Origin of the sequence: Caldicellulosiruptor bescii DSM 6725, from assembly GCF_000022325.1 — a bacterium.
In the GTDB taxonomy this organism is placed as follows: Bacteria; Bacillota; Thermoanaerobacteria; order Caldicellulosiruptorales; family Caldicellulosiruptoraceae; genus Caldicellulosiruptor; species Caldicellulosiruptor bescii.
The window spans coordinates 2,871,785-2,890,649 of record NC_012034.1 but is presented as its reverse complement, the minus strand read 5'-3'; the positions used below and the strand labels follow the sequence as shown (position 1 = coordinate 2,890,649).

Here is an 18,865-nt window from a genome sequence, read left to right as displayed (position 1 = left end):
TGGGTATATATTTTGTTAGAATTAAAAGTATATTTTTGCATATCAAAAAGGAAGAATTTAGATGAGAAATAATAAAGCTATTCTATTTGTGTTTACAGTCTTGCTGATGTTATTTCATATATCACTTGCAAATGCCAGTCATACACCTGTGAAATTTGAAGTTGATAAAAACTATCCGCCATTTTCTTATACATCAGGCGGCAGGATTTATGGATTTACCATTGACCTTGCAAATCTTGTATTTGAACCTGACAAGTTCAAACTTGAACTTTCAAGCGATGAATGGAGTCAGGTTTACAAAAAGCTTGTCGAAGGAAAAATTGATGTCACAGCTCCTGTTGCCATAATTGAAGAGAGAAAAAAAGAGGTGCATTTTTCAAAACCAATATTTACACGACATGTAGGACTTTATACATCCAAAGAATTTTCGAAAAATATATCGCTTAAAAACCTTGAGGATTTCATGGTAGGAGTTATGCAATCTGATTACACAGAAACCCTTTTAAAAGAAAAGCTGGGTGTAAATAAATATTATACGTACCCTACAATTGAAGATTTGATTTACGCCTTGGTGGATGGAAAGATTGATGCTGCCTTGATGTCCCAGGAAATAGCCAATTACTTTCTTGTTAAAAATAACCTGAGCGACAGGGCAGAGCTCAAAATCAAAAACATCTTTACTGTAAAAAGTGCATTTGCTGTGAGCAAGAAAAGACCAGAACTTGTTGCGTACATAAACCAGAGGTTAAATTTTCTTATAAACAAAGGTATATTTGATGAGCTTTATTACAACTATTTTTCCACATATTCACCTGAATACTTTGAGAGGAAAAACAGGCAAATATTACTGTCTGCCTTGTATCTTTTAATCATAATACTTTTTGCTGCGTCTGTGATAATATTTGTAATGACAAGAATAAATAGAGGACTTGAACGTGGCAAACAAGCTTATGAAAAGTACGCCCAGCTTTTAGCAGAGAATGCAAATGCAATTGTTTTGACTCTCAACTTAAAAGGCGAAATAATATATTTTAACAAGTTTGCAGAACAGATTACTGGGTACAAAAGTGAAGAGGTTGTGGGCAAAAAATGGGTTGATATTTTTATTCCTTCCCACAGGCGTGAGTATATAGAAAATCTTTTTAAAAGAATTTCAGAAGTAAAGATTTTAAATGACCATGAAAATGAGATTGTGACAAAAAATGGCGACACAAGATGGATTTTGTGGAACAATACTCTTATCGAAAACCCGTACTTAAACGAGCCTTTGATTATTTCAACAGGGCTTGACATAACGCAGATAAAAAGAACACAACAGCTTTTAGAAGAAAGCTACGAAGAGATTGAACAGACCAACCAGGAACTTATGAATACCTTGGATATTTTAAACAAGCAGTCGGAAATGTTGATGGAAGAAAAAGAAAAATACAAGTTTCTGGTAGAAAATGTCTCTGATTGTATCTGGGAGATAGATTTTAATGAAAAGAAGATTGAATTTTATGGAAAGCTCAAAGATCAATTTGACATTGATGTGATAAAATCAAAAAACGATTTTTCAGCATGGCTTGAATTTTTCCATGAGGATGACAGAGCTACTGTATTCAAAAAATTGCAGGATGCTATACTTCTTCATGAAGAGAAAGTGGAATTTGAATCACGTATAAGAGACAAACACGGAAACTGGCGCTGGATTTCCTCTCATGTTCAGATTTTATACAACGAAGAAGATAAACCTGAGAAGATTATTGCAGTAAACATTGACTGGACAGCCAAAAAAGAGTATGAACATAGGATAGAATACATTGCCTACTATGATGCACTGACAAACCTGCCAAACAGGAAACTGTTTGAAGATAGGTTGGAGAGTCTGATTAAAAAAGCCGAAGATGAGAAAACTCAAGGTGCTGTTGTGCTCATAGACATTGACAATTTTAAGGACATTAACGACCTGTATGGGCATGAAGCCGGAGATGAATACTTAATTGCTGTAACCAAGAAGATTTTAGAATATCTCAATAGCATAAAACTTAATACCTTTTTTGCAAGAGTTGGGGGAGACGAATTTGCCGTAATTCTGGATGGTCTTGCTAAAAAGGAGGAGGTAATTGAGGTTTGCACTAAGCTTCTTGGCATCTTTGAAAGTGAGATTTATATACAAAAGATAGAAGGTTGCATCTTTACCTCCGCCTCAATAGGTGTATCATTTTATCCTGACGATGGCAGAAGCGTCAAAGAAATTTTCAGAAATGTTGACATGGCACTATCTTCTGCAAAAGAAAATGGCAAGAACGATTTTCAAATTTTTATGCCTTTCATGCTGATGAAGAATTTTAAAAAAATTGAAATTGAAAAAAGTCTCAAAAAGGCTATTGAAGCTGACCAGTTTGAGCTTTATTACCAGCCTGTTATAAACTTAAAAGATATGGAGATTCATTCTGTGGAAGCCCTTTTGAGATGGGTCTCACCCGAAAAAGGTATCATCTCACCGCTTGAATTTATTCCTGTTGCAGAAGACAGCGGGCTTATAGTAAAAATTGGTGAGATGGTCATAGAAAAGGCTTTTTCGGACCTTAAAAATTGGGAGAAAAAGGGGATTAGCTATCTACACATGGCGATAAATATTTCAGCACGACAGCTTAAGACAAAGTTTTTTGAGAAGATGATACAAAAACAAATTGAGCGATATGGTGTTAATCCACAAAAAATTTCATTTGAGATAACCGAAACAGGAGCTGTTGAAAATTTTGATGTTTCACTCAAGATTTTAAGTTTTCTCTGCCAGCTGGGAATAAAATTTTTGATAGACGACTTTGGGACAGGGTATTCATCTTTGATTTATTTGAGAAGGCTTCCAATTGGAGGAGTTAAAATAGACAGAAGCTTTATTTCAGAGATTGAATTATCAAAAGAGAGCAGAGCAATTGTTGAGGGCATAATATTGATGGCTCATAAGCTTGATTTAAAAGTTATAGCAGAGGGTGTTGAGACTAAAAGAGAGCTTGAGATTTTAAAAGAAATAGGATGCGATTTTGCACAGGGGTATTTATTTTCAAAGCCCGTGCCAAAAACTGAAATTGAAAAGCTTTTGATAGAAAGAAAAATAACTGTCTAAAAAGATTTGCAAAGGCTGCCAGAGGGCAGCTTATTTTTTTAATCAGCTTGATTTTCACAAAAAATTTGACTTTAATGATTATCCTTTTTGGGTATATAAAATTTATGTAAAAAAACTTTCTAAAATAGATTACGAAAGCTTTTATAAAAAGAGGGGATCGTCAAGTGGGGTTTGTTTCATTTGAAATAAAAGAGTTTGTTGATATTCTTCTTAAAAATGTTGACATACCTGAGATTATCACAAATGTTGAGGTAGACAAAAATGAGGTGAAAGTTAATGTAAAACCTGCTGCTTTTTTGCCTCAAATGTCTTTGAGATTTACCATAGAATCAGACCAAAACAAATTCTTAATATTGTTTGACCCTTCGAAAAGCCTCATTATATATGGTTTTTTACTTGGGAAATTTAAAGATGGAAAGATTGAAGGTATAAAACTTCTCAAAGACAGGCTTGAAATAGACCTTCAAAAGGTTTTGACTGGTAATTTAAAGGGAGTGAAGATAGACAGAATAGATGTTGGTAGTGATGGTAAAATTGAGATAAATTTTTGCTGTCATCAAAAATAAGATTGCAAAACAAATGGGGTTGTCTAAAAACAAAATTTTAAAATTCTTATTTCGCAATATATAGGTAAAGTTAAATAAATCAAAAACTATATATTGTAAGAAAAGGGGCTATCCAATTATCTTTTTGGACAGCCCCATTTGCTATTATTTATTTTATCTTATCTTGACTTTACAATGAACTTGATAGCTGTCTTCTTCTCACCGTCAATTACTATATCTGCAAATGCTGGAATTACATAAAGGTCAATTCCGTTTGGAGCAACCTTTCCACGAGCAATAGCAATAGCTTTTACAGCTTGGTTTACAGCAGATGCACCAACAGCCTGAAGTTCTGCTTCACCCTGTTCTTTTACAATTGCAGCAAGCGCATTTGCAACCTTCTGAGGCATTGATGTAGCAGCAACTTTTAAAACTTCCATACAACCACCCCTCCAAATTGTTTTTTTGATTTGTAACAGAAAAAGTTCAAGAATGTATATTGATACAATATAAATTTTAGTAGAAAAAAGTATAATTTTGCAAGAGTTAAAATTGAATAAAATTTAAAATGTGGATTTGTAATTTCATATAAGTTGGGTTAAAATAAAATTCAAATAAGAATTTTATTGAAAAGTGTTCAAGGAGGGTTTTAGGCATTTTAACATTTTCAGAATTTTTAAACACAATAATACAAGAAAACAAATGGATATACACACACGAGTTTTTAGAAAAGATAAAGGTGCCTTTGCCATCGCAAACTCAGCTCAAGAGCTTTGATGTTGCAAATTCGTTTTACAAAGAGTTTTTACACATTGTATATGCAAAAGATATTCTTTGCATGCTAAATTCATTTAAAATCTGGACAGCAAACAACAATTTGGAAATATTTTCTTTGCTTACAACTGATATGATTCCGATAATCTGGCTTGGAGAAGGATATTATGGTATTATTGCTAAGTACAAAGAGAAAATGATAATGCCATGTGCTCTTTATCAGCATTTTGAAGACCTTTATATAAACTTTCCAATGTCAGATTTTGTGCCGTTTGACATATGCGATGCATATAAAAAGCTATTGGAAAACGAAGAAAATGTTGCGATGAACATTATTTATGCAAGAACAATTGATGAGATAAAGAGAGAATTTAAAAAGAATTTTAAGGAATTTGAGATAATATTCAAAGGACCTGATTATTATGACCTTTATGTAAGTCCAATTAGCAAAAAGTTTATTGTTGCACCTTTGAAAGAAATTTTGAAAGATTTTTTTCAAAATCAGATTATGTATTTTACACAGCTTTTGTCTTTCAAAGATGATATAAACAAAAAATGAAATTTTAGCCACAAAGGAGAGGGTAAAGATTAAAAAAGTAACAGTTACTTTTTATTCACAGCAGGTACTGGATAGGTTCAAAAATATATTTGAAGATATTGATGTTGGTATTTTTTCGCAAATGTCGCCTTCATTTGAAATATTTGTGGATAAGGTAGTTCAAGAATTAAAGTCTATGAATTTGAATGTTCAAAAGGATATAATAGATGATATAATTATAGAAATTAAAGATTTTAAAGCAAGATACGCGAACTCTTCGATAGATGTAACAGAAGTTTTGAGTGAACTGATTTTGCTTAAACAGAAAGAGTTTTTAGAGTGCAGAATAAAATGTAATGTGTTTTTGAAAAGCAAAATTGGGACTACCTTGACAGCTCGAAACATAGAAGTTTTGTATTCACAACTTGAAGACGAAAAAGATGAGAATTCAAAACTTATAAGGGATTATCTTATTGACATTCAACCGCTCAAAAGCTTGGCAGAAAAAGATTTTGAGTTTTTAAAGAAGGCTATCAATACCGTTTTCAAGTAAAAAATTGTGTTCAAAGCTTCTGAAAAGTGGTATAAATATTATGAAAGCTTATTTTTTGAAAAAGAGGCTGGTATTGTTATGAATAATAAAGATTATAAAAACAAAAATTTAATAAAATCTGGTAATAGTCAGACAATTCTTGACTTTGTTGAAAAAAAGCTCTTAGAAAACGCGGCAATAAGAGAGCTCATGAAAGATGAATATATAAGCTTTGGTAGTATAAGAGACTTTTTATATTTTAAGTTCTGTCCGCTGTTTTTTGGTCTGTGCCCATACAAAAAAAATGAAAAAGATAGTTTTTGTGATACCAATTTGTGCTGGCTTGAAAAACTATCAGATATAGACTCGGCAGGGGAAGATTATGACCATCAGTTTTTCCACAACCTTGTAAAATTGACTGTGCAACCGAGTATCTGCCCTGAATGTGGGGAAGATAACCTTGAACTTAAGTGGCAGGACGAAGGGTATCTTGCAAAGCTTGGACTTATAAACTTTGCAGATGTTGCGTACTTAGAGTGTAAAAAGTGTAAGAAGAGACTTATCACAGAACAAGACAAAATGGCTGTTGAGTTTTTGTTAAAAGTGTTTCTTGCAAAGCCGAGCAAGAAATCACCTGTCAAAGCCGGGCAGACAGTTGTTCTTGCTCTTGACAAAGCCGGACTGGAAATTTTCATTAAACATCTTGAAAAGGAAAAAGATGTTAAGACCATATGGAAAAGACTTGACCCGTTTTCAATATCAGACCAGATAGGCGAACTTGACTTGAACATTGCTGTTGCAGACTTTATGTGTGAGTATTATAACATAGACTATGAGGAGAAAAATGAGACAGACACAATTTTTGAAGAATTTGAAGTTGATGATGTTGATTCAGAAAAGTTTGACATCTCAGACCTGTTCGATGATTTTGATGAAAAGTAAAAGACTTTAAAAGCTGCAGCCCTTTTGGTTGCAGCTTTTTTGATTTTAAAAGAAACAATCTGCCTTATTTTGGTGCTTTGTTGGTATTATTTTCGGAAGTAAACAATATATATTCTCTTCTTAGCCGCAAAAAATAGTTATGTCGCAAATATTTTGAACTTTAATTTTTAACCACCAACTTTCTCAAGAACAAGAAAAAGAAACAAGAGAAGCTTTAAAGGTTGAGGAAATTGTAAATCTTCCACCTCAGCTTCAGGATTTTTGGAGCAACATTCCGCCAGATGTAGAGCTGACAGATGAGATGTTTGAAAATATCAAAGCTTTTTTGCTCCAAAACAGAGGAGAAAAAGAAAACTTTTGCCTCATTCAAGGTGACTTTGGAGCAACATTTTACCTTGTGAGCTGGTGTTTTAAAAATGGTTTTGTGCCCATTTATTTAACAACAAAAAGAGTGGCAAAGGAAGTTGTGAGGTCCGATGGAACTGTTGAGCTTCTCAAGGTTTTTAGACATGGGAGGTTTAGAAGATACATTCTGTGCAGGTAGTAAATAAGGATAACACTCAACATTTGTTTGAACTCATCCTGAATTTTGCTACTTACTCCTTGGATTAAAAATCAGCGAGATTACATACCCGAAAAACACTGCAGCAGAGATGCCACCAGCTGTTCTTGAAACGCCACCTGTAAACGCTCCAACAATACCAACTCTCGATACCTCATCAATTGCACCTTTTGCCAGAGAATAACCAAAGCCGGGCAAGGGTACTGTTGCCCCCGCCCCGGCAAACTCAATAAGCTTTTGATATATCCCAAGGCCTTGCAGCACTGCCCCAAGCGTTACAAACAAAACAAGAACTCGTGCAGATGTGAGCTTTGTCTTGTCAATGAGAATTTGCCCCACAACACAGATAAGCCCGCCAACTAAAAATGCCTTCAGGTAGTCCATTTTTTACCATCACTCCTTTTTGCAAAAATCTTAAAAGCAGGCAATTCCTACAACATCTCAATGGCAAGTGCATGGGCAATCACAGGGATGCTTTCACCAAGCTGAACTGTTGATTGAGACATTAAAGCACCAGTTGGCACAATCAAAATCCTTTCAAATGTTTGCTCACGCAAAAGCTTATAAAGATACCCGCCAAACACACAGGCAGAAGCTGCACACCCGCTTGCTCCAGCGCCTGTATTTTGAGTTTTTGGGTCAAACATCAAAATTCCACAGTCAAAAAGCTCAGAAGAAAATCTTATCCCTTCCTTTTTGAAAAGCTCATCAAGAAGCTTTCTTCCAACATACCCCAAATCACCTGTGATTATCATGTCGTAGTATTCAAAACTTCTTTTTGTATCAGAAAAGTGCCTCATAATAGTGTCAAACGCAGCCGGTGCCATTGCCGCTCCCATGTTGTTTGGGTCTTTTATTCCAAAATCAAGTATCCTGCCAACTGTGAAGTGTGTAATTTTGGGGGAATGCAAACTATCTTCTTGTCTTATCAAAAAGGCAGCAGCTCCCGTCACTGTCCACTGGGATGTTGGAGGTCTCTGTGTTCCAAGCTCCAAAGGGTATCTAAACTGCTTTTCGGCAGAGCAAAAGTGAGACGATGTTGCAGCTATCACATTTTTTGCAAAACCACCATCAACAAATATTGAGGCAAGCCCAATGCTCAGGGCAAAGGTAGAACATGCGCCGTATATGCCAACAAACGGAATATCAAGGTCTCTTACAGCAAAGTGTGAGCTTGACAGCTGGTTTAAAAGGTCACCGCTTAAAATCAGGTCTATGTTATCTGGGTTTTCCCCTACCCTTTGCACAAGCTTTGTAATAGCAATATTTAATAGCTTTCCCTCTGCAAGTTCCCAAGACTTTTGTCCTGCGTACTCATCTTCAATAACCATGTCAAAATATATTGAAAGAGGTCCTTGACCTTCTTTTTTTCCAACAACTGTAAAGCAGTCGGATATAGCCACATTTGATTCAAATCTGTATGTTGACCTTCCCAGCTTCATTGCAATGGCAGCCTCACTTTCATATCCCAGGAAATACTTTAACAAGGTAGTACAAAAGCCCTACCAGTATGGATGTGGAAATTCCATATACAAGAACAGGTCCTGCAATCAAAAACATTTTGCTTCCAACGCCAAACACAAACCCCTCTTTTTTGTACTCAATTGCAGGCGAGACAATAGAATTTGCAAACCCTGTGATGGGAACAATAGAACCGGCTCCAGCAAAAGCTCCAATTTTATCGTATACACCAAGGCCTGTCAGAAAAGAGCCAAGAAATATCATTGTGATAGATGTAAGAACCTGGGCCTCGTCTTTTGGAAAGAAGTTACTATAGAGATTCAAAAACGCCTGACCAACATCACAGATAGCCCCGCCAACTAAGAATGCCAAGATGCAGTTTTTAAAAGAGTTTGTCTTTGGCTCGTTTACCTTTACAAGTACCTGGTATTCAGAGGCTTTCTTATCTTTGATGTTCACTTTGCAAAGCACCCCCGTAAACAAAACCTCAAGATGATATTATTTTAAATTTTTTTGAGATTTATTCACAACCAAGCGAGATTTAGAACAATCTGATTGATATTTAGCTTAAAATATCACTCAGATTTTACAAACAAACGTTCGAATAATTTTTGAAAATGTCCCTATCAAGAGTTTAAAATAGAGGCAGAAAGGAGGTGAGGCGAAGATGGCAGCAAAACCACTTGTAGGCTCATTGCAGCTCAAACTTGAAAACGGCACGACATCCACTGGCAAAATAAGGCTCAAGACACTCTCTTTTGATATCAAGCCAGAAGCACAGGATATGGATGTGTATCAGGTTGGTCAAGCAATTGCAAGCCTTCAGTCAAAGCCGTTGTACACAATTATAAGAAGCAACAACTTTGAGCTTTTATACTAATTGACATTTCAAGCTTTTGAAAGCACAAAAAATAGCAGAAAGGAGGTGAAATAAGGATGCTTACTCTGGTGTTGACATTCAAGCTTCAAAACGGAAAAAACTTCAGACTTTCAATCCCCGACCCAAAACCAAGCTTAACAGCAGCCGAGGTTGACAGTGTGATGAACTTGATTGTTCAAAAGAACATATTTGTAACATCAAGTCCGATTGTTGAAAAGGTATCAGCAAGAATTGTTGACAGAGAGGTAAACACTTTAATCGGACAATAAAAAAAAACATAGAATGTGCCGACCTGACATTTTGAGTTTTGGCAGGTCGGCTTGTTTTTAAAAACTTTTAGTGTCCATAACAAACTAAGGGGATAGGAGGTGAAAAAAATATGCAAGATATAATTGCCAACATTGCCAACATAGGTTTTCCGATTGTGCTTTGCATCTATCTTCTTACAAGGTTTGAAAGCAAGATAGACAAGCTCTCTGATAGCATTGACAAGCTTTCTGAAAAGATTTTGCAGATGAAAAACAATTGACATGCAAAAAAATGTTCGATATAATAAAAATATACTTTTAAAAATATGGAAAATAAAGCCTTTTTCAGGATGGTGATATCACTTATGAACAGCATTCCAAAAGATATCATATATTTTGTGCCACACTACACGGAAAATGGTGACAGTGTGCTGATTCTTTTTTTAAGCGGCGAAAAGAAGATTGTACCAATGTCAATTCGAAGTTTTTCCAAAAAACTATATTCACTTTATGCAATAGACTGCCAGGCAATCAAAAAACTTATCGCACAGAGAATTGGTCAAAAAAATCTTCTTCCCATTGTTCTTCCGGATGCTACCTTCATTCCTGTAAAGACAAGAAAAGCAGTTGTGAAAACAGACCCCATATTTGGTTATGTGAACATGAGCCAGATATTCAGAATTGACGATAAAGACGACCACTTTGAGATGCTTTTGCGCTGCGGAGCTGTATTGAGCTGTCTTGGTTCTGCAAAGTACTTTAAAAAGAGGATAACTCTTGCTTCTGTCATAACAGACTATCTGCAGGGTATCTGGTCGCAGGGTGCACTTAAAATAAAAGAAGAGTGTGAGCTTGAGAATGTGTTCGGATTGGAGTAAAATAATGTAGCAGGCAAATCGCAATTTTTGAAGGGGAAGAAATGAAAATATGCAGCAAAACATTCAGGGCATGGTAAGTGATATAATCTACAAGAATATGGAAAATAATTATACAGTGTTTGAGATAATATGTGACGATGAAGTGTTTACAGCAGTAGGGATAGTTCCAGACATTGCAATTGGTGAAAAGGTAAGCGTGTACGGTGAGTTTTATGTTCATCCAGTATATGGTCAGCAGCTTAAAGTAAGTTACCTTGAGAAGCTATTGCCACAGACAAAGGATGAGATTTATCTTTATCTTTCCTCTGGGGTGATAAAGGGTATCGGTCAAAAGACTGCTAAAAAGATTGTTGATACCTTTGGGGATGACACAGCAAGGATTTTGCAACAAGAGCCTGAAAAGCTTTTGAGCATTCGCGGCATGACACCTGAAAAGGTTGAGCGGATAAGGAATATGTTCGCATTCCAGAAATTTTTGAAAGATATCATGTCAATCTTTTCACAGTACGGGCTTTCACAGAACCACGCAATGAGACTTTTTAAGCTTTATGGATTTTCTGCTCTGTCACTTTTGCAGGAAAATCCATATTTTCTTTTGGATGTATTTCCGGAGCTTGACTTTAAAAAAGTTGACAGGCTTGCACTTGACATGGGAGTTATGCCAGACGACAAAAGAAGAATATCTGCCAAGATACTCAATCTTTTGACATTGGCAGCAAACAACGAAGGGCACACATGCCTGCCAGAAAATAGGCTCAAACAGCTCTGTATCAGAACCCTTGACCTTCCAGTGGAAAAAATAGAAGAGGCAATTGAAGCTTTAGCTCAAGAAAGAAGAATTGTGAAAGATGAGGTTGACTCTCAAGAGATGGTGTTTTTGTACGGCTACTATGAGTGTGAAAGGTATATAGCAGATAAAATCCTGTCAATGCTAAAAGAATATGATGACATTGCTGATATAGATGAAAAAATCTCACAGTTTGAAGAAAAAAACGGTATTGCATTTTCGCCAAATCAGAAAAAAGCTATCAAGATGGCGCTGACACAAGGTGTTAGCATCATAACAGGCGGTCCTGGAACAGGAAAAACTACAATCATAAAATGCATCATTCAGATTTTCGAGGGCGAAGGCAAAAAGGTTTTTCTTTGCGCGCCGACGGGAAGGGCTGCAAAGAGGATGCAGGCAGCATGTGAAAGAGAATCAAAGACAATCCATAGACTATTAGAAATAACAGTATTAGACACACATGTTATATTCCAGAAAGGACCAAATAATCCCTTAAAATGCGATGTTATTGTGGTTGATGAAATGAGCATGGTAGACAGTTTCCTTATGAACTATCTTCTTGCTGCAACAAAGCCGACGACAAGAATTGTCCTTGTTGGAGACAAAGACCAGCTTCCATCTGTTGGTGCAGGAAATGTCTTAAAAGACTTTATAAAAAGCCAGATTGTGCCGTGTACAACTTTGACCGAGGTGTATCGCCAGAGCGAAAATAGTTTTATAGTTCTCAACGCTCACAGGATAAACAGGGGAGAGTTTCCACATCTTCAAAAGGAGAGCGATTTTTATTTTATCCAGAAAAACTCTCAGGAAGAGATTTTAAAAACTGTAATTGAGCTTGTGACCAAAAAACTTCCAAACTATCTTTCGTGCGACCCGATGACAGACATTCAAGTTTTGTGCCCTTCCAAAAAGGGAATTGTTGGGATGTACAATCTAAACCGCGTGTTGCAGCAGTACCTCAACCCGCCTCATCCATCTAAAAAGGAGTATGCCTACAAGGAAAACCTGTTCAGGGTTGGGGACAAGGTCATGCAGGTGAAAAACAACTATTCGCTGGAATATGAGATTGTACAAGGAGAGGAGAAGGGCAGGGCCTCAACAGGGATATTCAACGGCGACATTGGAGTTGTAAAGGATATCGACAGGGCTCAAGGTGCTTTGGAAATTTTGTTTGACGATGAAAAGCTTGTGTATTACGACTTTTCGCTGCTTGACGACTTAGAACTTGCATATGCCATGACTGTTCACAAATCTCAAGGGTCTGAGTTTAGGTGCATAGTGATGCCGGTTGTTGAGACCTACCCCATTTTGATGACAAGAAACCTCCTTTACACTGCCGTAACACGGGCAAAAGAACTTGTTGTGCTGGTGGGTAAAAAAAGCGCCTTAGAGTATATGATAGCAAACCAGAAAGAGGCTATGCGATATTCAGCGCTTTGCGACTTTTTATTGCGCGGGCAATCAAATATGCAATTGCAAGCTTTATGATGTCGGGGATTATAAATGGCAGAACACCTGCTGCAAAAGCTTTTTTAAGTGTCATGTGTGCAGCCCACGACAGATACAAAAATCCAATGATATAGATAATTGCAAGCCCTAAGATGAGCGCCAAGATAGAGTTCGCTATTTCATTTTTTAATGGCTTTTTGGTATTTATGTAGCTTGTAACAAAAGCTGCAATTGGGAATGCTATCAAATACCCACCAGTGGGTCCTACAAATTTAGAAAGTCCACCGGAAAAACCAGCAAACACAGGCACGCCGACAGCCCCTAAAAGGTCATACACAAGAAGACTCAAAAACGCATACTTTGGCGGCAGAATCAAGCTTGCTAAAAAAATTGCTAAAACCTGCAGTGTAAATGGCACAGGCCCAATCGGAATTGAAATTTGTGCACACACAGCAACTATTGCCGTAAAAAGCGCAGACAGAACAAGCATTTTTGTTGTATATGTGGTCTTTGCATTTTCCATGTTCTTTACCTCCTTAATGTAAACCAATAATTTAAAATGGTTTACTAAAAATATAACAGCAAAAAATCAGCTTGTCAAGAATAATTGTTCAAATAAAAAAGGGGCCATAGCAAAAGAATTTTACTTAAGCCCCTCATATCAAGAATAATTTTCGATTATAAAATTATCTGAGCAACTTCATGTGTCCTGTCAAGTGTAAATTTTGATTTTTTATCTTTAAAAGATACTTCATATTCGCCCATAAAACCTGATACCTTCACAAAACCATCCTGGTCTGTGACAAGGTTTTGTGTGCCTGTCCACCATTCTTTTTTAATAAGATTATAAAGAGCATTATAAATTGGTTTTACCCTTCCGTCTTTTGTAATAAATCCTGCTGGTGCGCCAAGCCAAGCAAAAGTATCAATGAAATTCCACCAGGTAATTGCTTCAACAAGCGGATGCGCAAAGAGCATTTTATAAAACAGCGTTGCTTCCATTGCCTGCCTTTCTTCACACTCTACGGTTGATGGCCAACTTTCAGGTTTATAGTCGTTGAGGTCTTTTATATATGGAGGCATAAGCTTTCCTGAAATTAATGTGACTTCTGTAAAGTGAAGTGGCAAACCAAAACGTGAAAACCTTTCAAGCACCTCTTGAGTCTTCTCAACTCCCCAGAAACCCTGGTGCATGTGCGACTGTATTCCTATTGCATCAATCTTCACACCTTTGTCAAGCAACGCCTCAATCAGTATTTCATATGCATCTGATACAATATAGTCGTTGATTAGCAAAATAGCTTTTGGGTTAGCTTCTCTTGCCGCGTCAAACACCATTTTAACAAGACCCATCCTGCCAAATTGTTTGCAAATTCTTGTAATTCCATTATCGTATTTATTAAAGTTTGGCATTATGACAACCTCATTTATTACATCCCACATATCGATAAGACCGGCAAAATCGCTTACTTCGCGTTTTATACGCATAAGCTGTGCTTCTAAAATCTGGTTGTTAGTAAGTTCCAAAAGCCAGTCAGCAGTAACTGTGTGCCAGCAAAGTGGATGACCTTTGAGAACAAATCCAGCATTTTTAAGGAACTTGGCAGCGTTTTTGAGTCGCTGAGTATCTGGTTTTCCTCTGACAGGTTCGAACCTGCCCCAGTAAAAAGGAAGAGTGGCAAAGTTGAAAAGGTCAACAAATTTTTCAAAAGCCATTTCAGCTTTTTCTTTAAAGTCACCTGAAAACTCACCGTTTACAAAAGGAACAACTGAAAATTCTGCACATCCAAATAAAAACTTGTGTTTGATTTGACGAACTGTAATTTCAGCATTTTTCAAGGGTTTACCATCAGCTGTGGTAATTTTCAATAACATCTGGCTTTTTCGATGATTGTATCTATCCACCTTAAAAACCTCCCAAAAAATGTTTTTTCTCAATTATTTAAGAGTTACAATCTGACCACCGCTTACCTCAACAACATTGCCATTTACCAAAAGCCATACTGAAATAGCCGAAGGATTATAAACAACATCTCTTTCTACAGAAAACTCAAGCATTTTCAATGCCTTGACGTATCTTACAATTTCAATATTTGTCGCAAACCAGACAGAACTTGCTTTTGAAATCATCTTGCAGAACTCTTCAATCAAATCCCAGTTGTTTTCTCGTTCAAATTCAAAACTGTGTCCCCACACATACAAAAGCTGAAGCTGATTTTTGTTTTCTATTTCCAAAAATCTTTTTGTAATTTCCAGCAGATTTTGTTTGTGGTGGCATGTGGGATTCCAAACAATAAAATTTTCTGGCATGTTGAAGTTATAAGTTGAATTTACTGTCCTTGAATACTCAATGCCAAGTGATGGTAAAATTTTTATCACATCTTCATTATAAACTCCATATGGATATGACATTCCTTTGACAGGATATCCAACCATACCTTCTAAAAATTTCCTGTCCTCAATAATTTCTTCGATTATACCTTCAAGGGGTATAGAATCTAAAAAAGGATGGGTTTTTGCATGTATGCCAACTTCATGCCCTTTATAAAGAGTTACAACTTCATCAGGTTGGATAAAGATGTCTTTGCCAAGAGTTTCAGAGTTTAAAAAGAAGGTTCCTTTAATCCCGTATTCGTTAAATATGCTGACAAGTTTTCTGTCATATACCTGTCCGTCATCATAGCTTACTGTAAGAGCCTTGGACCTGCCATTAGGAAACAGATAGCTTACTTTCATCTATAATCACCCCATTTAAAAAAAATTTTAAATCTCATCTTCGGTTGTAAAAGGTGATGCAGGCAATCCTTCTTTGTTATAAAGATTTGCGCCTTCTGGATTGTCAGCCCAAGCGTATCGCACGTAAACAGGGTTTTTAATACTGTCGTTCCAAACAATAACTTTGTTACCTTCAATAATAGCATTTGCCCAAATAAATCTTTTATCTTTTTCAGCAATTGCAAAATGTTTAAGTATACTATCACCTTTTGCAATAAGTCCGCTTCCGACTTCTGAAAATTCCAAAATAATTTTATTTCCTTCAATTTTCATAGACTTGTATAAAGGCCCGGATGCAACCAAGTCCTTTTCACCGTATGCAACTTTTTGTGCAAGTAAAGCAAGTCTTTCACCCACATCTTTTTTGTTCGATGGATGAAGGTCGTTCCACTCACCAAGGTCAATTGCAACTGCCATTCCCACATTGTCAAGATGCAAAAGTGCTCTTCTTTGTTCTTCCCTCAACCTTGCCCAGTTGCTCTCACAAGGCTGCGGTTTTGGTTCCATAAAGTTCGCAAGCTGTACGTATAGAAAAGGTAGACTGCTATCACCCCATTTTTTTCTCCAATCATCAACAAGATTACACAGTTTATTACAGTAATCCTCAGGCCTGTCTGTATTGGATTCACCTTGATACCATATTATACCTTTTATACTGTAATTTAATAGTGGTGCAATCATTCCATTAAAAAGACCTGTAGGTTTGTACTGCCAAAAAGTTTGTTGCGGCAAAGGTTCTGGGCTTCTAACACCCACCTTGCACAGCCACTGACCTTTGAGGTCTATCTTGCAATCTTCTGTAAACAACTTGTATTCCTTTCCTTTTACAAACTCACCATTTCCATCATTGCTTATAACTCTTACAACAATTGTATTTTTTCCTTCTTTTAGAAGACCAGCAGGTATATTATACTTTCTTGGCGGATATCGATATGAAGTTGAACCAACAAGTTTTCCGTTGACATATGTAAAGTCGCTGTCAACAATTGTCCCAAGATATAACCTTGCTGGGTTTCCAACCATGCAAGAAGGTATGTTTATTTCTTTTTTGAACCATACAACACCTATTGTTGAATCAAGCCCCATCTCTTTCCATGTAGCTGGTATGGTTATAGCTTTCCAGTCCGATGTAGAACAATTTTCATCAAAAAATGGAGGATTGCTATTAAGACCAGTATCGTTTGCATTTAAATAATCAAACCAAGCTTTTATTTTAGCTTCCTCTTCTTTGGATACAGCTTCTATATAACTGTCATCTTTGAGTTTTTCAAGTTCATCGGGATTCTCAAGAAATTTGTATACTATATCACTGCTCATCCACGCCTCAATTGGTGTTCCACCAACACATGATTTAATCAATCCAATTGGTATATTGTATTTTTTATAGAGCGCTTTTGCAAAAAAGTATCCTACGGCAGAAAACTTAAGAAGTGTTTCTTTGCTGAGAACATCCCAAGTACCACCTTCTAACTCTTCCTGAGGACCTTTAAAATTGTATTTTTCGGGGACTGTAAACTGTCTGATAAGCGGAATATTGCAGTCATCAAGCTCTTCAGGATATAAATCGATGACTCTCTCCATCGGCAAAACCATATTAGACTGTCCAGAGCATACCCACACATCTCCAATGAGAATGTCTTTGATTGTAACAGCATGATGTTGGCATTTGATTTCCATAAAGTATGGACCGCCGGCATCCATGGGTGGCAAAGTAACTTTCCATTTTCCCAAGTGGTCAGCTACTGCCGTGTATGACTTTCCCAGGAAATTTACTGTTACCATCTTGCATGGTTCAGCCCAGCCCCAGATATTTATTTGTTTGTTTCTTTGAAGCACCATACCGTCGCTAATTAAATAAGGCATTCTTAACGACATACTCAATCACCTTAACTTTTAATATTTTAGATAGGAAAGCGATTTCATGAAAATAAAAAAATATACAACATAGTTTCTAAAAAGATTATATCATCTCACGAAATAAAATAAAACCAAAAAAATATTTTTGTTGTCTTTTTTGTCTGCCAAACTGCACTTGGCAAAATCTTTTAAAAGAATTATTTTAGCCTTTGAGTAAAAATTCAAAAGCAGCATAATGCTCCGTTAAAGGAATTTCAAAGGTCAAAAAATTTTCACTCAGACCCCAACCTTCTCAATCCCCAAAGGGGAGGCTACAAATTTTCATTGCGCTTATTTGCTATTTTTAGCAACTGCTGTTTCAATCCCCAAAGGGGAGGCTACAAATCGATGGTTTTTATATTGATGTTTTTGTTCAGAGGGAGTTTCAATCCCCAAAGGGGAGGCTACAAATCTCGGTCAGGTATTTTTGACAAGAGAGGTTGCAAAGTTTCAATCCCCAAAGGGGAGGCTACAAATTGAGGTAGTTTACACTTCTGAAGACGGTAAAGAAATGTTTCAATCCCCAAAGGGGAGGCTACAAATTGAGGTAGTTTACACTTCTGAAGACGGTAAAGAAATGTTTCAATCCCCAAAGGGGAGGCTACAAACTAAATAAAACATTTGAAGCAACCTTATCATAACTATCAAGTAAATTTAAATTTCCATTCTTATCAAATCTATAAATCATGAACATTCTTTATCTAGAATTTGGATTAAACGCTTCTTGTGCATAATATAACATCTTTTCATGATCTCTTGCTGTTGTTGCATTTACTAATCTGCCATCGCTGTCTATTACTTTAAACCATGGCCAGTCAAATACATAAGAATTTAAGTTTAATTTGTATACAAAATTATTCTCTATATTACCTCTACCTTCTATTATTTCTTTTAAAATTCTCTCTATACTTACTGTTGCGTCTGGTACTATTCCATCTGGAAGTTTTACATCGTTTTTTGCCAATTCTAAAAATGGAAATTTTATCGCTGTAGCATCTTTTAATTTAACAGCAACATCTTTTAAACCTGTGTTTATTTGCTCTCTGGTTAAATCTAAACCACTATATACCTTTGTTTCGTTTAATTTAGATTGAATGAAAAAATTGCCACTTGGTTGTAAAATATTTAAAAAAGGAATACCTTTAGTAAAAAATTTCTCTGCTATTAAATATATAAAATTATTACTATTAGACTCATTCGATATTACTGGTTGTATCAAATCACTTGTATAACCTTTTCTTTCTAACAAATCAACCAATCCCATTATATTTAAACTATACAAACCATGTTTTATCTTATAAAGCTTATCTTCTATATTGATCAATGGCTCGTATATAAATGATACTCTGTTGTTATTTTCCTCTGCTTTAACTGCATAAGGTTTAAATAAACTAAAAATAGTAATCATCATAATCACTAACACAACAAATCTCACAATAACTTTTATCTTTTCCCTAAAATTAATCCCTAAAATTTGACTCATCCA

General features: G+C 36.1%; 20 protein-coding genes and 1 CRISPR repeat array. Of the genes, 11 read left to right on the top strand and 9 right to left on the bottom strand.

Features of this window, described 5'->3' with window-relative positions:
• Positions 1-61: 61 nt before the first annotated feature.
• Together ATHE_RS13840 and ATHE_RS13835 are read left to right on the top strand one after the other, a co-directional pair.
• Positions 62-3,112 carry an EAL domain-containing protein gene (locus ATHE_RS13840; RefSeq protein WP_015909031.1) on the top strand — a complete coding sequence of 1,017 codons (3,051 nt, stop codon included), beginning with the start codon at positions 62-64 and terminating at the stop codon, positions 3,110-3,112.
• 164 nt (positions 3,113-3,276) lie between these two features.
• Complete coding sequence (locus tag ATHE_RS13835) at positions 3,277-3,678, top strand: hypothetical protein (RefSeq protein WP_015909030.1); 402 nt, start codon at positions 3,277-3,279, stop codon at positions 3,676-3,678.
• 158 nt (positions 3,679-3,836) lie between these two features.
• On the opposite strand, the gene ATHE_RS13830 is transcribed toward ATHE_RS13835, so the two are convergent.
• The gene (locus ATHE_RS13830; RefSeq protein ID WP_013404418.1) at positions 3,837-4,097 is read right to left on the bottom strand and encodes a stage V sporulation protein S; all 261 of its coding nucleotides are present in this window, start codon (positions 4,095-4,097) and stop codon (positions 3,837-3,839) included.
• A 305-nt stretch (positions 4,098-4,402) separates the two neighbouring features.
• On the opposite strand from ATHE_RS13830, the gene ATHE_RS13825 reads away from it, so the two are divergent.
• The 4 genes from ATHE_RS13825 to csx20 all read left to right on the top strand — a co-directional run bounded on the left by ATHE_RS13825 (position 4,403) and on the right by csx20 (position 6,987).
• Positions 4,403-4,990 carry a hypothetical protein gene (locus ATHE_RS13825; protein ID WP_015909029.1) on the top strand — a complete coding sequence of 196 codons (588 nt, stop codon included), beginning with the start codon at positions 4,403-4,405 and terminating at the stop codon, positions 4,988-4,990.
• A gap of 121 nt (positions 4,991-5,111) precedes the next feature.
• Entirely contained in the window at positions 5,112-5,522 is a 411-nt protein-coding gene (locus ATHE_RS13820; protein ID WP_015909028.1) for a hypothetical protein, read from the top strand.
• A gap of 78 nt (positions 5,523-5,600) precedes the next feature.
• A complete protein-coding gene (locus ATHE_RS13815; RefSeq protein WP_015909027.1) occupies positions 5,601-6,443 on the top strand; it encodes a hypothetical protein in 843 nt (280 codons plus the stop codon).
• A 163-nt stretch (positions 6,444-6,606) separates the two neighbouring features.
• On the top strand, positions 6,607-6,987 hold the full coding sequence (csx20, locus tag ATHE_RS13810) for a CRISPR-associated protein Csx20 (protein WP_231503405.1): 381 nt from the start codon (positions 6,607-6,609) through the stop codon (positions 6,985-6,987).
• 48 nt (positions 6,988-7,035) lie between these two features.
• On the opposite strand, the gene spoVAE is transcribed toward csx20, so the two are convergent.
• Genes spoVAE through spoVAC form a run of 3 tightly spaced genes read right to left on the bottom strand, consistent with a single transcriptional unit; the run spans position 7,036 to position 8,925 of the window.
• On the bottom strand, positions 7,036-7,389 hold the full coding sequence (gene spoVAE, locus ATHE_RS13805; RefSeq protein ID WP_015909026.1) for a stage V sporulation protein AE: 354 nt from the start codon (positions 7,387-7,389) through the stop codon (positions 7,036-7,038).
• Between the two features lie 47 nt (positions 7,390-7,436).
• On the bottom strand, positions 7,437-8,447 hold the full coding sequence (spoVAD, locus tag ATHE_RS13800; protein WP_015909025.1) for a stage V sporulation protein AD: 1,011 nt from the start codon (positions 8,445-8,447) through the stop codon (positions 7,437-7,439).
• Between the two features lie 19 nt (positions 8,448-8,466).
• Entirely contained in the window at positions 8,467-8,925 is a 459-nt protein-coding gene (gene spoVAC, locus ATHE_RS13795) for a stage V sporulation protein AC (RefSeq protein WP_015909024.1), read from the bottom strand.
• Between the two features lie 208 nt (positions 8,926-9,133).
• Between spoVAC and ATHE_RS13790 the strand changes: the two genes are divergently transcribed.
• The 5 genes from ATHE_RS13790 (at position 9,134) to recD2 (ending at position 12,747) form a co-directional block, all read left to right on the top strand.
• A complete protein-coding gene (locus ATHE_RS13790; protein ID WP_013404410.1) occupies positions 9,134-9,346 on the top strand; it encodes a DUF1659 domain-containing protein in 213 nt (70 codons plus the stop codon).
• Between the two features lie 56 nt (positions 9,347-9,402).
• Positions 9,403-9,615 (top strand): DUF2922 domain-containing protein, encoded by a 213-nt coding sequence (locus tag ATHE_RS13785; RefSeq protein ID WP_013431413.1) that lies wholly within the window; start codon positions 9,403-9,405, stop codon positions 9,613-9,615.
• A 110-nt stretch (positions 9,616-9,725) separates the two neighbouring features.
• Positions 9,726-9,875, top strand: coding sequence for a YvrJ family protein (locus ATHE_RS14435; RefSeq protein ID WP_013404408.1), 150 nt, complete (start codon positions 9,726-9,728; stop codon positions 9,873-9,875).
• 84 nt (positions 9,876-9,959) lie between these two features.
• Positions 9,960-10,472, top strand: a complete 513-nt coding sequence (locus ATHE_RS13780; RefSeq protein WP_015909023.1) for a hypothetical protein — start codon at positions 9,960-9,962, stop codon at positions 10,470-10,472.
• A gap of 49 nt (positions 10,473-10,521) precedes the next feature.
• A complete protein-coding gene (recD2, locus tag ATHE_RS13775; protein ID WP_015909022.1) occupies positions 10,522-12,747 on the top strand; it encodes an SF1B family DNA helicase RecD2 in 2,226 nt (741 codons plus the stop codon).
• On the opposite strand, the gene ATHE_RS13770 is transcribed toward recD2, so the two are convergent.
• The 5 genes from ATHE_RS13770 to ATHE_RS13745 all read right to left on the bottom strand — a co-directional run bounded on the left by ATHE_RS13770 (position 12,677) and on the right by ATHE_RS13745 (position 18,862).
• Entirely contained in the window at positions 12,677-13,231 is a 555-nt protein-coding gene (locus ATHE_RS13770) for a biotin transporter BioY (protein ID WP_015909021.1), read from the bottom strand. The two genes, recD2 and ATHE_RS13770, sit on opposite strands and share 71 nt — an antisense overlap.
• A 155-nt stretch (positions 13,232-13,386) precedes the next feature.
• Entirely contained in the window at positions 13,387-14,613 is a 1,227-nt protein-coding gene (locus ATHE_RS13765) for an endo-1,4-beta-xylanase (RefSeq protein WP_015909020.1), read from the bottom strand.
• 33 nt (positions 14,614-14,646) lie between these two features.
• Positions 14,647-15,444, bottom strand: a complete 798-nt coding sequence (locus ATHE_RS13760; RefSeq protein ID WP_015909019.1) for a polysaccharide deacetylase family protein — start codon at positions 15,442-15,444, stop codon at positions 14,647-14,649.
• A 27-nt stretch (positions 15,445-15,471) separates the two neighbouring features.
• A complete protein-coding gene (locus ATHE_RS13755; protein ID WP_015909018.1) occupies positions 15,472-17,358 on the bottom strand; it encodes a sialate O-acetylesterase in 1,887 nt (628 codons plus the stop codon).
• 271 nt (positions 17,359-17,629) lie between these two features.
• Positions 17,630-17,989: direct repeats of the CRISPR family, unit length 31 nt; unit sequence GTTTCAATCCCCAAAGGGGAGGCTACAAATC.
• An 87-nt stretch (positions 17,990-18,076) separates the two neighbouring features.
• Positions 18,077-18,862: a hypothetical protein gene (locus tag ATHE_RS13745; RefSeq protein ID WP_015909016.1), complete on the bottom strand. Its 786-nt coding sequence runs from the start codon at positions 18,860-18,862 to the stop codon at positions 18,077-18,079.
• Positions 18,863-18,865: the final 3 nt, after the last annotated feature.